General features: G+C 69.8%; 14 protein-coding genes and 1 tRNA gene. 2 read left to right on the top strand and 13 right to left on the bottom strand.

Going from position 1 to position 13,681, the window contains the following annotated elements; translation table 11 throughout:
* Positions 1–77 precede the first annotated feature (77 nt).
* Complete coding sequence (locus tag QWY84_RS17030; RefSeq protein ID WP_290204112.1) at positions 78–458, top strand: PilZ domain-containing protein; 381 nt, start codon at positions 78–80, stop codon at positions 456–458.
* Between the two features lie 18 nt (positions 459–476).
* Here QWY84_RS17030 and radA read toward each other — a convergent pair whose 3' ends face one another.
* The 10 genes from radA to rnr form a co-directional block, all read right to left on the bottom strand.
* Entirely contained in the window at positions 477–1,838 is a 1,362-nt protein-coding gene (radA, locus tag QWY84_RS17025) for a DNA repair protein RadA (protein ID WP_290204111.1), read from the bottom strand.
* Positions 1,813–2,925, bottom strand: coding sequence for an alanine racemase (gene alr, locus QWY84_RS17020; RefSeq protein WP_290204110.1), 1,113 nt, complete (start codon positions 2,923–2,925; stop codon positions 1,813–1,815). The genes radA and alr overlap by 26 nt, the downstream gene beginning before the upstream one ends.
* A complete protein-coding gene (gene dnaB, locus QWY84_RS17015) occupies positions 2,922–4,313 on the bottom strand; it encodes a replicative DNA helicase (protein ID WP_290204109.1) in 1,392 nt (463 codons plus the stop codon). Before dnaB ends, alr begins: the two co-directional genes overlap by 4 nt.
* A 158-nt stretch (positions 4,314–4,471) precedes the next feature.
* On the bottom strand, positions 4,472–4,918 hold the full coding sequence (gene rplI / locus QWY84_RS17010) for a 50S ribosomal protein L9 (RefSeq protein WP_290204108.1): 447 nt from the start codon (positions 4,916–4,918) through the stop codon (positions 4,472–4,474).
* Between the two features lie 47 nt (positions 4,919–4,965).
* A complete protein-coding gene (locus QWY84_RS17005; protein ID WP_290204107.1) occupies positions 4,966–5,799 on the bottom strand; it encodes a YybS family protein in 834 nt (277 codons plus the stop codon).
* 55 nt (positions 5,800–5,854) lie between these two features.
* Entirely contained in the window at positions 5,855–6,079 is a 225-nt protein-coding gene (gene rpsR / locus QWY84_RS17000; protein WP_290204106.1) for a 30S ribosomal protein S18, read from the bottom strand.
* Positions 6,079–6,435: a primosomal replication protein N gene (gene priB, locus QWY84_RS16995; RefSeq protein WP_290204105.1), complete on the bottom strand. Its 357-nt coding sequence runs from the start codon at positions 6,433–6,435 to the stop codon at positions 6,079–6,081. Before priB ends, rpsR begins: the two co-directional genes overlap by 1 nt.
* 26 nt (positions 6,436–6,461) lie before the next feature.
* Positions 6,462–6,914, bottom strand: a complete 453-nt coding sequence (gene rpsF, locus QWY84_RS16990; protein ID WP_290204104.1) for a 30S ribosomal protein S6 — start codon at positions 6,912–6,914, stop codon at positions 6,462–6,464.
* Between the two features lie 493 nt (positions 6,915–7,407).
* Positions 7,408–8,178 carry a 23S rRNA (guanosine(2251)-2'-O)-methyltransferase RlmB gene (gene rlmB, locus QWY84_RS16985; protein WP_290204103.1) on the bottom strand — a complete coding sequence of 257 codons (771 nt, stop codon included), beginning with the start codon at positions 8,176–8,178 and terminating at the stop codon, positions 7,408–7,410.
* 3 nt (positions 8,179–8,181) lie between these two features.
* Positions 8,182–10,503, bottom strand: coding sequence for a ribonuclease R (gene rnr, locus QWY84_RS16980; protein WP_290204102.1), 2,322 nt, complete (start codon positions 10,501–10,503; stop codon positions 8,182–8,184).
* A gap of 188 nt (positions 10,504–10,691) precedes the next feature.
* Here rnr and QWY84_RS16975 point away from each other — a divergent pair.
* Positions 10,692–10,778: transfer RNA gene (locus tag QWY84_RS16975), tRNA-Leu, on the top strand.
* Positions 10,779–10,853: 75 nt separating this feature from the next.
* On the opposite strand, the gene QWY84_RS16970 is transcribed toward QWY84_RS16975, so the two are convergent.
* The 3 genes from QWY84_RS16970 to QWY84_RS16960 form a co-directional block, all read right to left on the bottom strand.
* Complete coding sequence (locus QWY84_RS16970) at positions 10,854–12,158, bottom strand: adenylosuccinate synthase (protein WP_290204101.1); 1,305 nt, start codon at positions 12,156–12,158, stop codon at positions 10,854–10,856.
* 79 nt (positions 12,159–12,237) lie between these two features.
* Positions 12,238–13,434 carry an ATP phosphoribosyltransferase regulatory subunit gene (locus QWY84_RS16965; protein ID WP_290204100.1) on the bottom strand — a complete coding sequence of 399 codons (1,197 nt, stop codon included), beginning with the start codon at positions 13,432–13,434 and terminating at the stop codon, positions 12,238–12,240.
* Between the two features lie 16 nt (positions 13,435–13,450).
* Positions 13,451–13,645, bottom strand: a complete 195-nt coding sequence (locus QWY84_RS16960; RefSeq protein ID WP_290204099.1) for a DUF2065 domain-containing protein — start codon at positions 13,643–13,645, stop codon at positions 13,451–13,453.
* Between the last annotated feature and the right edge of the window lie 36 nt (positions 13,646–13,681).

Here is a 13,681-nt window from a genome sequence, read left to right as displayed (position 1 = left end):
TTCTTCGCGCACCGCGGGAGTCGGTGCTATGGTATCCGCATCCAATCGTTAAGGATGTACGGCCAGCGAGGCCTGCCATGGCTCCCGGATCCCAAGAGCGTCGACATTTCAGTCGCGTCCCGTTCGACGGGCCGGCACAGCTGAGCACGCCGGAGACAACGCTGGACACCCAGGTCATCGACCTGTCCCTGAAGGGCGTGATGCTGATCGTCCCGGAAACGGTCCCGCTGGCCGCGGACGCCCGCTACCATCTCGTCATCACGCTGGCCGAGGAGGCCCGCATTGCCATGGCGCTCGAGCTGGCGCACCGCAACGGCCGCTATGCGGGGTTCCACTGTACCGAGATCGACATGGAGAGCATGGGGCATCTGCGGCGGCTGGTGGAGCTCAATCTCGGCGATCCCGCCACCCTGCAGCGCGAGCTGGGCGAGATGGCGGAGGACCTGCAGAGCGGCTGAGCGCCCGCCGTCCGCGGTTCAGCGGGAGAACACGGCGTCCATGGCGTCCTGCAGGCGTTCCACGCCCACGACCTCGATTCCCTTCGGCCCCTGCCTGGGAGCGTTCTTGGCCGGGATTACCGCCCGGGTGAATCCATGCTTGGCGGCTTCGGCGAGGCGCTCCTCGCCGTTGGGCACGGGCCGGATCTCGCCGGCCAGGCCCACCTCGCCGAACAGCACGCAGTCCGGGGCCAGCGGCCGGTCGCGCAGGCTCGACAGGGTGGCGAGAATCACCGGCAGGTCGCTGGCGGTCTCCGCCACCCGCACGCCGCCGACGACGTTCAGGAAGACGTCCTGGTCCGCCGTCATGACCCCGCCGTGGCGCAGGAGCACGGCGAGCAGCATGGCCAGGCGATTGCCGTCCAGGCCCACGGCCACCCGGCGCGGGCTGGAGAACGGGGTTTCCGCGACCAGCGCCTGCACCTCCACCAGCAGCGGCCGGCTGCCGTCGCGGGTGACCATCACGGCGCTGCCGCTTACCGGCTCCGGGTGGCGCGACAGGAAGATCGCCGACGGATTGCGGACCTGCTTGAGCCCGGCCTCGTCCATGGCGAAGATGCCGAGCTCGTTGGCCGCGCCGAAGCGGTTCTTCACCGCCCGCAGCAGGCGGAAGCGGCTGCCGCCCTCGCTCTCGAAATAGAGCACGGTATCCACCATGTGCTCCAGTACCCGCGGGCCCGCCAGCTGCCCTTCCTTGGTGACGTGGCCCACCAGGAACAGGCTGGTCTCGGTCTGCTTGGCGAAGCGGATGAGCCGCGCCGCGCTCTCGCGCACCTGCGCCACGGCACCCGGCGCCGACTGCAGGGCCTCGGTGAACACGGTCTGCACGGAATCCACCACCAGCACCCGGGGGCGTCGCTGCCGGGCATGCTCCAGGATCACCTCCACGCACGTCTCGGCGAGAACCTCCAGGGTGTCCGCCGATACGCCGAGACGCCCGGCGCGCAGCGCCACCTGGCGCAGGGACTCCTCCCCGGTGACGTAGAGCACCCGCTCGCGGGCGGCGAGATGGGCGGTGGTCTGCAGCAGCAGCGTGGACTTGCCGATGCCCGGGTCGCCGCCGATGAGGACCGCACCGCCCTGGACCAGACCGCCGCCGAGGACGCGATCGAGCTCGCGCAGCCCGCTGGAGAAGCGCGCGTCCTGCTCCAGCCCCACCTCGCCCAGGGTCATGACGCCGGATTCCGCGGCGTAGTGCCCGGTGGCGCGTTGCGCCGCAGCGGGCGCCTCCACCGTCTCCTCGAGGGTGTTCCATGCACCGCATTCCGGGCACTGCCCCGCCCATTTCGGGCTCCGTGCCCCGCAGGCGCTGCAGCTATACAGAGTGCGGGTGCGGGCCATGCCGGTCGCGTTCTTCCAGGAAGCGCACGCGCTGGGTCACGGTGCAGAAAAGCTCATAGGCGATGGTGCCGGCGTGCTCGGCGACTTCCTCCGCCGGCAGGCCCTCGCCCCACAGGGTTACCTCGTCGCCGACCTCCACCGGCTCGTCGATGCCCCGCAGGTCGATACAGATCATGTCCATGGACACGCGGCCGATGAGCTGCGCCCGCACGCCGTTGACCAGCACGGGCGTCCCGGACGGCGCATGCCGGGGGTAGCCGTCGCCGTAGCCGATGGCGGCCACGGCCACGGGCATGTCCTCCGGGCACACCCACGTGCCCCCGTAGCCGATGGCGTCCCCGGACCGGTGCTGGTAGATGGCATGAATGCGCGTGGTCAGGGTCATGGCCGGGCGCAGCGGGGCGTGGGGCGGATTCCGGTGATCGAACGGGGTGGCGCCGTAGAGCATGATGCCCGGGCGCACCCAGTCCGCCCGCGTACGGGGCCAGGCCAGCAGGCCGGCGGAGTTGGCGATGGTCCGCTCGCCGCGGAGACCGCTGGTCGCCTCGTCGAAGCACGCCAGCTGCCGATCCGTCTTGCCGGAGTCGAGATCATCCGCCTCCGCGAGATGCGTAATCAGCCGCAGGTGCGGCGACACCGACGCGCTGGCGGCCAGCTGCGCGTGGGCCTCGCGGACCCGCTCCGGGGGCAGGCCCAGGCGGTGCATGCCCGAGTCCACCTTCAGCCACGCGTTGAGCGGGCGCGCCAGCCGGGCATTCTGCAGCACGCTGATCTGCCAGTCCGAATGGATCACCACATCCAGGCGATAGCGGCTGGCCAGCTGCACCTCGCCGGGCTCGTACGGGCCCTCGAGGAGCAGGATCGGGTGGGCGAACCCCGCCTCCCGCAGGGGAATGGCCTCTTCCAGGCAGGTCACCGCGAAGGCGTCAGCGCCCCGCAGGGCGTACGCCGCCCGCAGCAGGCCGTGGCCGTAGCCGTTGCCCTTGATCACCGCCATGACCCGCGCCTGGCCCGCGGCATCCCGGGCCACCCCCAGATTGTGGCGCAGCGCGGAGACATTGATCACCGCCCGGGCTTCGCGGGTCACTGTTGCCAGCCCTCGCCGCCGTAGACGTCGTGGATGTAGTTCTCGAAGCGCGTGTACTGCCCGAGGAACGTCAGGCGGCAGGTACCGATCGGGCCGTTGCGCTGCTTGCCGATGATGATCTCGGCGGTGCCCTTGTCCGGGCTGTCCTCGTTGTAGACCTCGTCCCGGTAGATGAACACGATGACGTCGGCATCCTGCTCGATGGCCCCGGACTCGCGCAGGTCCGACATCACCGGCCGCTTGTTGGGCCGCTGCTCGAGGCTGCGGTTGAGCTGGGACAGCGCCACCACGGGCACGTCCAGCTCCTTGGCCATGGCCTTGAGCCCGCGCGAGATCTGCGAGATCTCCGCCGTGCGGTTCTCCTTGAAGCCGGGCAGCTGCATGAGCTGCAGGTAGTCCACCACGATCATGGACAGACCGTGCTCGCGCTTGAGGCGCCGTGCCCGGGCGCGCATCTCCTGGGGGGACAGGCCGGGCGAGTCGTCGATGAACAGCTTCGCCTCGGAGAGCAGGCTCATGGTGGAGGTCAGCCGCGGCCAGTCCTCGTCCTCCAGGTTCCCCGTGCGGATCTTCTGCAGCTCCACGCGCCCCAGCGACGAGAGCATGCGCATGGCCAGGGCGTCGGCGGGCATCTCCATGCTGAACACGGCCACCGGGGCGTCCCCCTTGAGCGAGGCCTGCTCGGCAATGTTCATGGCGAAGGTGGTCTTGCCCATGGACGGCCGGGCGGCGATGATCACCAGGTCCCCGGACTGCAGTCCCGAGGTCATGTGGTCGTAGTCGGTGAAGCCGGTGGGCAGGCCGGTTACGCTGCCGTCCTGGTGATAGAGCGTGTCGATGCGCTCGACCACTGTGGGGAGGATGTCCTTCACCCCGACAAAGCCCTGCTGGAAGCGGCCGCTGCTCTCCGCGATCTGGAAGATCAGGCGCTCGGCCTCCTCCAGGAGATCCTTGCTGTCGCGGCCGTCGGGCTGGAAGGCGGAGCTGACCACGTCGGTGCCGACGCGGATCATCTGCCGCAGGATGGAGCGCTCGCGGACGATATCCGCGTAGGCGACGATATTGGCGGCGCTGGGCGTCTCCGTCACTAGCGTGCCGAGATAGCCCATGCCCCCGGCGTCGTCGAGCTGGCCGCTGTTGCGCAGGGCCTCGGACAGCGTCACCACGTCCATGGGCTGCTGCTGCTCGGCCAGCTGCCCGATGGCGCGGAAGATCAGGCGGTGATCGTGGCGGTAGAAGTCCTCTTCACCGACGCGGTCGGCGACCCGGTCCCAGGCCTCGTTGTCCACCATGAGACCGCCGAGTACGGCCTGTTCCGCCTCCAGGGAATGGGGCGGCACCTTCAGGGCACTGGTATCCAGCTGTTCGGCGGGATTCGTCTCTGCCATGGCTCCCCGCTACCCTCGATACCGTGCATGGACTGCCGTCGGCCCCGGAGACCATGTCGCGGGCCGGACCGCACCCGCCGACGCGCCCCGGGGCAAACGCGGGCCCCCGGACTGCCGGCCATCGGTGCACGGCCCGGCGCAGCGCCGACGCGACTGCGTCAGGTCCCTTCGACGACGACCCGGATCGTGGTATCCACGTCCGTATAGAGGTGGACATGCACGTCGTACTCGCCGGTGACGCGAATGGGCCCGTTGGGCATGCGCACTTCGTGCTTGGCCAGCTCGACACCGGCCTCGGTGGCGGCATCGGCGATATCGCCGGGGCCCACCGAGCCGAACAGCTTGCCCTCGTCGCCGGCCTTGGCGGCGATGTTGAGCGTCAGCTCGGCGACGCGCTCGCGCCGGGCCTCGGCGGCCGCCAGGGCTTCCGCGGCGGCGCGCTCGAGCTCCGCCCGGCGCTCCTCGAAGTACCGGATGTTCTCCGGTGTCGCCGGCTTGGCCTTGCCCTGCGGCACCAGGTAATTGCGCCCGAACCCCGGACGTACTTTTACTGTATCACCCAGGCTACCCAGGTTTTCCACCTTTTCCAGGAGAATGACTTCCATCGCTGCAACCCCGATCAGTTCAAATCCCGAATCGACACCCGGTCGATTCACCCGCCGCTTCCGCTGCTGTGCCGCCACCGGGCCCGCAGGTCGAACCAGGTATCGGCAATGCCCGCGAGGGCATACAGCTTGAACAGAAACGGCAACAATACGTACACCGGTATCAGCACCGCCCGGTGCCAGCCGGTCACGGCCCGCAGCCCGTGCGCCACCGCCAGGGCCTGTATGGTAAACACACCCGAGGCGAGCAGCGACAGATCATGCACCAGCCCGGGCCCCGTGAACGTCGCCCCGAGCATGGCCGCCAGGGCCGCCGCCCCGAGACGCCAGTCCAGGCGCAGGGCATGGAACTCCGCCCGGAACCCGCCCGGATTGTACAGCAGTGCCTGCCACCAGCGGCCCAGAAGCAGGCTGCCCAGGACCAGGCTCCACAGCCCGAGCACCCAGTAGCCGGACATCACCGGCAGCAGCGCCTCCATCATCCCGGTCGCGTTCTCGCCCTGCGCCAGCGGCCCCAGTGAACGCTCCCAGAACGCCACCGGGTCGGTGACCAGCACGTGCCATCCGACGAGCACCACCGCGGCCATGGCGGCGGACGCCATCATGGCCAGCGGCAGCGACACCGTGACGCGCAGGACCCAGGCGAGCACGTACACCGGCCCCCAGTACTCGAGCACGCCCAGCGCCGAGACCACGGGGTTCGCCCCCATGGCCGCCAGCCCCACGCCCAGGGCCAGGGACGCCGCGGCCATGGTCACGAATCCTTCCAGCGGCCCGCGGCGCAGGGTGACCAGGGCCAGCGCCGCGCCGCCGAGCCACGCCAGCAACGGCACCAGGGTGGTGACGCCCATGAACAGCACCGGCTGCCACCGACCCTGCATGAGCAATCCCGCCAGGCCTCTCACGGACGTGCTCCGTGCTGTCCCGGCGGCCGGATCAGTGCCGGTCCGTATACGGCAGCAGTGCCAGGTAGCGTGCACGCTTGATGGCACGGGCCAGCTGGCGCTGATAGCGGGCGTTCGTCCCGGTGATCCGGCTCGGGACGATCTTGCCCGTCTCCGTGATGTAGTTCCGCAGCGTGGCGAGATCCTTGTAGTCGATCTCCTTCACGCCTTCCGCTGTAAAGCGGCAATACTTGCGACGACGGAAAAAACGAGCCATTACTCAACTCCTTGCGTTTCCTGATTCGGTTGCGGCTGAATGCGGCGCGCGATCACCACCAGCCGCTGCTGTTCCGGACGATAGCCGGTATGCCCGAGATGGCCGAGAACCCGTACCCGGCTGCCGGCCTGCAGGGCGGCGACCTCCGCCTGCAGCGCCTTGCCCCGGGCATGGACGCTTACCCGGAACCGGGTCTGGCGGCTCTCGCCGTCGTCCGGTTGCTCGGAGGCATGCTCCAGGGTGAACCGGCTCACCGGCACGCCGCCCGGCGAGGTCCGGGTCTGCGGCTCATCCACCACGGTCCCGGTGAGCGCCAGGCGATTGTCGGGCCACGGGGCGTGCCCGGACTCTGTCATGGGCGAGCACTCCTGCCCCGCCCGGCTCAGGCCTCGGCGCCGCTGTCAGCTTCCTCGGAAGCCTCGGCCTGCTCGCCCTCGCCCTGACCCTGGTCACGGGACTGCGGCCGGTCGTCGCCCCGCGGGCGATCCTCGCGCCGGCCCCGCTCCTTGCTCTCGTCCTTTTCCTTCATCATCGGCGACGGCTCGGTGACCGGCTCTTCCCGGGCGAGCACGAAGTGCCGGATGACGGCATCGTTGAAACGGAAGGCAGAGGTGAGTTCGTCCAGCTCGTCCTTGCCGCACTCGATGTTCATGAGAACGTAGTGCGCCTTGATGAGCTTGCGGATGGGGTAGGCAAGCTGCCGGCGGCCCCAGTCCTCGAGGCGGTGCACCTTGCCGTCATTGCCCTCGACGATGGCGCGATAGCGCTCCGTCATGGCGGGCACCTGGTCGCTCTGGTCCGGGTGGACCATGAAGACCACTTCGTAATGTCGCATTGTTCGCTCCCTACGGTTACTCGGGTATGTTCCCGGAGAAGCCTTTGCCGCCGCGGGCGAAAGGCAGGGACGGGCCGGTTCCGGCCCGATGGCTCTGCACCACGGCAGAGCTACCCGGGCACCTGCCCGGGTAAGCGCGGGAGTATAGCGCGGAAGGGCGCGGGATGAAAATCCTTGGGCTTACCGACCGGACCGACAAAGCGAGGCACTTGCACAGTGCAGGTGTCGACACGGCTATCAAGCAGACGGAAGCATCCGGGGCCGAGTGCGGTGTGGCCTCGGGGTTCTTGTCTGGGCTCCGGACTTCCGCCTGATTCCTCCGCTCCGGCCTGGCCGGCTGACAGCACATCCCTGTGCTGACAGCCGGTGGCGGCATCCCTGCCGCCACCCCTTCGGGGCCGGACGGCCTGCGCTCCGGGGCTCCAGTAGTCGCCCAGACAAGAACCCCGAGGCCACACCGCACTCGGCGCGGACACCCGCCCTCCAGCGCCCCCTACTCCGGAGCCTGCTGAGCTGTTCCGGCCGCCTGCCGCTGCCGGACGGCCTCGTAGAGCAGCACGCCGGTGGCAACGGAGACGTTCAGGCTCTCCACCTGGCCGGCCATGGGTATCCGCGCCAGGAAGTCGCAGGCCTCGCGGGTGAGCCGCCGCAACCCGGTGCCCTCGGCGCCCATGACAACGGCCAGCGGACCGTCCAGGTCCAGGGCCCAGGGCGGCGATTCCGCCTCTCCGGCGGCGCCCACCAGCCAGATGCCCCGCTGCTTCAGCGCCTCCAGGGTGCGCGCCAGGTTGGTCACCTGGAAGAACGGTACGCTCGCCGTCGCCCCCGAGGCCACCTTGTGCACCGTCGCCGTCAGGCCCACCGCGCGGTCCCGCGGCGCGACCACGGCGTCGACGCCGGCGGCGTCCGCCGTACGCAGGCAGGCCCCGAGGTTGTGCGGGTCCTGCACCTGGTCGAGGATCAGCAGCAACGGCGCCCCGGCCAGCCCGTCCAGGTGCCCTTCCAGGGCTTCGTCGCCCTGCGGTGCGGCGCCGCGGAACCGGATCACGACGCCCTGGTGGGCGGCGCCGTCAGTGAGCCGGTCGAGCTCGCGGCGCGAGACCTGCTGGATACGCGCGCCGCAGCGCTCCAGCTCCTCGCGCAGGCGCTGCATGCGCTGATCCCGCCGGCTGCGCTCCATCCAGGCCTCGACCACGCCGGCGGGATCGTAGCGCAGGGCAGCGCGCACCGCGTGGAGACCGTGGATCAGCTCCCCGGCGGCCACGGATCAGGCTTTCTCCTTGCGGGACCGCCGGCCCTTGCGCTGCTTGTCCGCGCCGCCCTTGCCCGGGCGCTTGCGCCCGCCCTTGCCCTGCTTGCCGGCATCGCCGTCCAGCGGCGCCTCCAGCTCGCCGTTGGCATCCAGCGAGCCCAGCATGGCCAGATCCACCTTGCGCTCGTCCGGGTCCACGCGTGCAATGCGCACGCGCACCCGGTCGGTGAGGCGGTAGACCTTGCCGGTGCGCTCCCCGGTGAGGTGGTGGCCGATGGGGTCGAAGCGGAAGAAATCGTTCTCCAGCTGGGTGACGTGCACCAGGCCGTCCACATAGAGGTCGTCCAGCTCCACGAACAGGCCGAAGCCGGTGACCCCCGTGACCGTGCCGTTGTACTCCTCGCCCACCTTGTCGCGGATGTACTGGCACTTGAGGATGGCCTCCGCGTCCCGGGTGGCCTCGTCGGCGCGCCGCTCGGTCATGGAGAAGTGCTCGCCGAGGCTGAGCAGCTCGTCCTGGCCGATGGGGAAGTTGCTGCCCTTGCCGCCGTCGAGCACGTGGCCGATGCCCCGGTGCACCAGCAGGTCCGGATAGCGCCGGATGGGGGACGTGAAGTGGGCGTACTCGTTCATGGCCAGGCCGAAGTGCCCCGAGTTCACCGGGTGATAGACCGCCTGCTTGAGCGAGCGCAGCATCACCGTCTGGATGAGGTGCCGGTCCGGGCGATTCTGGACGCTGCGCAGGAGCTTGGCGAAATCGCCCGGCTGCGGGTCGTCGCCGCCGCCCAGGCGCAGCCCGGTCTCGGCCAGGAAGCGGTTGAGGTTGTCCAGGCGGTCCTCGTCCGGGCCCTCGTGGTTGCGGAACAACGCCGGCAGCTTCTGCTTCTGGAGGTAGCGCGCCGTGGCCTGATTCGCCGCCAGCATGCACTCCTCGATCAGCCGGTGGGCGTCGTTGCGCTCCACGGGCTCGATGCTCCGGATCAGGCCGTCGTCATCGAACAGGATCTGCGTCTCGGTGGTCTCGAAGTCGATGGCACCGCGGCGGTTCCTCGCCTTGCGCAGGGACTGGTAGACACCGTGGAGATTCTCCAGCTGCGGCACCAGCGTCTCGTAGCGGGCGCGCAGGTCGCGGTCGCCGTCCACCAGGATGCCCGCGACCTCGTCGTAGAGCATCCGCGCGTGGGAGCGCATCACGGCCCGGTAGAAGCTGGAGCGGCGGATCTCGCCGCCGCCGGTGACCAGCATGTCGCAGACCATGCACAGCCGGTCCACCTCGGGGTTCAGCGAGCACAGCCCGTTGGAGAGCTTCTCCGGCAGCATGGGCACGACATTGCGCGGGAAGTACACCGAGTTGCCGCGCCGGCGGGCCTCGCGATCCAGGGCGGTGCCCGGGCGCACGTAGTGGGAGACGTCGGCGATGGCCACCACCAGGCGCCAGCCGGACGGCTTGGGCTCGGCGTAGACGGCATCGTCGAAGTCCCTGGCGTCGGCGCCGTCGATGGTCACCAGCGGCATCTTGCGCAGGTCCTTGCGGCCCTGCTTGTCGGCCTCCGGCACCTGGTCGGGGATGCGCTCGAGCTCCTTCATCACGGCATCGGGCCATTCCACCGGGATGCCGTAGATCAGCTGCGCGGTCTCGATCTCGGTGCCCGGCTGGATGTGCTCGCCCAGCACCTGGATCACCTCGCCGATGGGCTGGCGGCGCATGGTGGGCTGCTGGTTGATCTGCGCCACCACCAGCTCGCCGTTGCTGGCATTGTGCTGCTCGCCGGCGGGCACGATGACGTCCTGGTGGATGCGGCGGTTGCTCGGCACCACGAAGCCGATGCCGCTTTCCTCGAAGTAGCGCCCCACCACCGTCTTGTTGGCGCGCTCGATCACCTCCACCAGCAGGCCGGCGGGCTCGCCCTCGTGGTTGACGCCGGTGACCCGCACCACCGCCCGGTCGCCGTGCAGGACCATGCGCATGTCCCGGGGCGAGATGTAGATGCGCTGGCCGCCGACATCCGGGGCGAGCTGGCCGTAGCCGTCCTGGTGGCCGACGACGCGGCCGCGCAGCAGCTCCTCGTTGTCCACCAGCACATAGCCGCCGCGCCGGTTGCGGATGACCTGGCCGTCGCGCTCCATGGCGATGAGGCGCCGGCGCAGCCCCTCAAGGGCGTCGGGATCCTCCAGCTCCAGGGTGCGCGCCAGCTGATCCCGGGTCAGCGGCCGCGCCTGGTCGGCGATCACCTCCATGAGGAACTCGCGGCTCGGGACCGGATTGTCGTACTTGCTCTGCTCGCGCTCACGATAGGGGTCGGCCGCCGCGTCGCGCTGTTGTTTCCTTTTTGCCATAGGCTCTGGGTATCTCCCGTTGACGAACGTTTCCGGAGGCGCGGGAATCGCCGCGCCGCAGGGATGCGCACGAGGATACGCTTTCACCCCGCACATGCAATCGCAGGGGCGTCCGCGGTCGTTGACAGCCCCCGGGGGCCTCGGTAAAGTACGCGCCCTGATCCGGGGCGCTGGCCCCGCACAATCAGGCCCAGGTGGCGGAATTGGTAGACGCGCTAGCTTCAGGTGCTAGTGGGGGAGACCCCGTGGAGGTTCAAGTCCTCTCCTGGGCACCAGGCATGAAAAAAGGGCGACCAGAACGGGTCGCCTTTTTTGTTGCACTGCCCTTCGCTGCAGAACCTGCGGGAGCGCTACACCACTCCCGCGTCGAACGGATGCCGGAGCATGATGGTCTCGTTGCGATCCGGCCCGGTGGAGATGATATCCACCGGCACGCCCACCAGCTCCTCCAGCTTGTCCAGGTAGCGGCGGGCGTTGACGGGAAGCTCGTCCAGTGACGTGAGCCCGGCCGTGGAGCCCGGCCAGCCCGGCAGCTCCACGTACTCCGGCTGGCACTCGGCCATGGCCTCCGCCCCCAGCGGCGGCACGTCGTGCCACTGGCCGCCGCACTGGTAGCCCACGCAGATGCGCACCGTCTCGAGGCCGTCCAGCACGTCCAGCTTGGTCAGGCACAGGCCCGAGATGCTGTTCACCTGCGCGGACCGCCGCAGTGCCGCGGCGTCGAACCAGCCGCAGCGCCGCGGCCGCCCGGTGGTCGCTCCGAACTCGTTGCCCTGCTCCGCCAGATGGCGCCCGGTCTCGCAGTCCAGCTCCGTGGGGAACGGCCCGGCGCCCACCCGGGTGGTATACGCCTTGGTGATGCCCAGCACGTAGTCGATGTCCCGGGGGCCGACCCCGGTGCCGCATGCCGCGCCGCCGGAGGTGGTATTGGACGAGGTGACATAGGGATAGGTGCCGTGGTCGATATCCAGCAGCGCACCCTGGGCGCCCTCGAACATGATGCGGTTCCCGGCCCGCTTGTGGGCGTGGAGAATGCTGATCACGTCCTCCACCAGGGGCTGCATGGCCTCGCCGTGCGCCAGGCACTGCTCGTAGACGGCGTCGAACGACTGGGGCGGCTCGCCGAAGTACTGCTCCAGCACGAAGTTGTGGAACGCCAGCAGATCCCGCAGCTTCGGCGCCAGCACGTCCGGCCGCAGCAGGTCCGCCACCCGGATGCCGCGCCGCGCCACCTTGTCCTCGTAGGCCGGGCCGATGCCGCGGCCCGTGGTGCCGATGGCATCCTTGCCGCGGGCCTTCTCCCGGGCCTTGTCGAGCTCGGCATGGGACGGCAGGATCACCGGGCACGCCGGGCTGACCCGCAGCCGCTCGCGCGCCGGCACACCCCGGCTCTCCAGCTCGTGGATCTCCCGGAACAACGCCTCCGGATCCACGACCACGCCGTTGCCGATGAGGCAGTGCACGCCGGGCCGCAGGACGCCGGAGGGGATCAGGTGCAGGACGGTCTTGTCGCCGTCGATCACCAGGGTGTGGCCGGCGTTGTGGCCGCCCTGGAAACGCACCACCGCGGACGCGTGCTCGGTGAGCAGGTCGACCACCTTGCCCTTGCCTTCATCGCCCCATTGGGTTCCGATTACAACCACATTGTTCGCCATGCTCTCCGTTCCAACTCCTCTAGGGAAACGCTGAATCATTCCCGCGTGCTTCTGCGCGCCGCAGCGGCGCCGAGCAGAGCTAAAGCGGCGCCACTTGCCAGGCCCCGTCCTTCTCCACCAGCTGCCGGTCACAGCCCAGCTCGTCCGGGTGCACCGGCTGGCCGGGCAGCTGGACGACCACCCGCTCACCGTTGGCCCGCAGCTCGCGGATTGCGGTGACCAGGTCCGAGGCATCGCCCCAGGGCGCGAGAATGCCGCGGCGCTCGCGCTCGCCGCCGGTCTCGCCCAGGGCGGCCAGGGTCTTGAGATCCGCGCTGAACCCGGTGGCCGGCCGCGAGCGGCCGAACACCTCGCCGATGCGGTCGTAGCGGCCGCCGCGGGCGACCTCCTGGCCGTGACCCGGGACGAAGGCGGCGAAGACCACTCCGGTGTGAAAGCGATAGCCGCGCAGCTCCGCCAGGTCGAAATGCAGGGTCACGTCGGGCACGTGGCGCTCCACGGCGGTGGCCAGCGCCCAGAGGTGGCGCAGCGCCGTCTGCACTTCCTCGCCGGCACCCGCCAGCTGCTCCCCGGCCTGGTTGAGCACGTCGACGCTGCCGTTCAGGTCCGCCAGCGCCGCGAGCCGGTCGCGCGCCGGCCCCGCGGGCACGGCCTGGAGCAACTCGCCGATCTCGCCGGCGGCCTTGCGCTGCAGGCAGTCGAACAGCCGGCTCTCGGTATCGGCATCCAGCCCGGCGTCGCGGGCCAGGGCCCGGAAGATCCCGACGTGGCCGATATCCAGGTGGGGCGACGGCAGCCCGGCGATGCGCAGCACGTCCATCATCAGGGCGATGATTTCCACGTCGCTCTCCACGCCGGCGTGGCCGAACAGCTCGGCGCCGAGCTGGAGCGGATTACGGCTCCGGCCGGGCCCTTCCGGCCGCGTATTGAGAACGGTGCCCAGGTAGCACAGGCGTGCCGGGCCGGCGTACTGCAGCTGGTGCGCATCGATCCGGGCGGCCTGGGGCGTCATGTCGGCGCGCACGCCCATGAGCCGGCCCGAGAGCTGATCGGTCAGCTTGAACGTCTGCAGGTCCAGATCCGGCCCCGTGCCGATGAGCAGCGAATCCAGGTACTCGATCACCGGGGGCACGACCAGCTCGTAGCCCCAGCGCTCGCAGCTGTCGAGCACCTGCCGGCGCAGGGACTCCAGGGCCGCCGCCCGCGGCGGCAGGACCTCGTCCACCGCGTCCGGCAGGAGCCATCGATTGGCGCTGGCGAATTCCGCTTCCTTCATGGCGCTGTCGCTCCCGTCACGGCCCGAACAGATACAGCAGACCCAGGCCGCTCAGCATGGCCGCCAGCCCGCCCAGGCGCAGGCTCCGGTCGTCCATCGCCTGGACCTGGGCGAGATACCGCCGCAGCATCGCCGGGCTCAGGAACGGCAGGATACCCTCCAGGATCAGAACCAGGGCAACCGCCGTGATCAGCAGATCGAAGCCCGCCATGCAGCCTCCAAAAAAAGCCGGGCGGTTGACCGACCC

This window comes from Aquisalimonas lutea (assembly GCF_030409225.1).
GTDB classification, from domain to species: Bacteria; Pseudomonadota; Gammaproteobacteria; order Nitrococcales; family Aquisalimonadaceae; genus Aquisalimonas; species Aquisalimonas lutea.
Note: the sequence above shows the minus strand (reverse complement) of the source record. Positions and strands in the feature narration are given on the sequence as shown.

Coding starts and splice junctions, on each gene's coding strand:
- QWY84_RS17030 (WP_290204112.1), top strand. CDS start 78: ATGGCTCCCGGATCCCAAGAGCGTCGACATTTCAGTCGCGTCCCGTTC.
- radA (WP_290204111.1), bottom strand. CDS start 1,838: ATGGCCCGCACCCGCACTCTGTATAGCTGCAGCGCCTGCGGGGCACGG.
- dnaB (WP_290204109.1), bottom strand. CDS start 4,313: ATGGCAGAGACGAATCCCGCCGAACAGCTGGATACCAGTGCCCTGAAG.
- rplI (WP_290204108.1), bottom strand. CDS start 4,918: ATGGAAGTCATTCTCCTGGAAAAGGTGGAAAACCTGGGTAGCCTGGGT.
- QWY84_RS17005 (WP_290204107.1), bottom strand. CDS start 5,799: ATGCAGGGTCGGTGGCAGCCGGTGCTGTTCATGGGCGTCACCACCCTG.
- rpsR (WP_290204106.1), bottom strand. CDS start 6,079: ATGGCTCGTTTTTTCCGTCGTCGCAAGTATTGCCGCTTTACAGCGGAA.
- priB (WP_290204105.1), bottom strand. CDS start 6,435: ATGACAGAGTCCGGGCACGCCCCGTGGCCCGACAATCGCCTGGCGCTC.
- rpsF (WP_290204104.1), bottom strand. CDS start 6,914: ATGCGACATTACGAAGTGGTCTTCATGGTCCACCCGGACCAGAGCGAC.
- rnr (WP_290204102.1), bottom strand. CDS start 10,503: ATGGCAAAAAGGAAACAACAGCGCGACGCGGCGGCCGACCCCTATCGT.
- QWY84_RS16970 (WP_290204101.1), bottom strand. CDS start 12,158: ATGGCGAACAATGTGGTTGTAATCGGAACCCAATGGGGCGATGAAGGC.
- QWY84_RS16965 (WP_290204100.1), bottom strand. CDS start 13,434: ATGAAGGAAGCGGAATTCGCCAGCGCCAATCGATGGCTCCTGCCGGAC.
- QWY84_RS16960 (WP_290204099.1), bottom strand. CDS start 13,645: ATGGCGGGCTTCGATCTGCTGATCACGGCGGTTGCCCTGGTTCTGATC.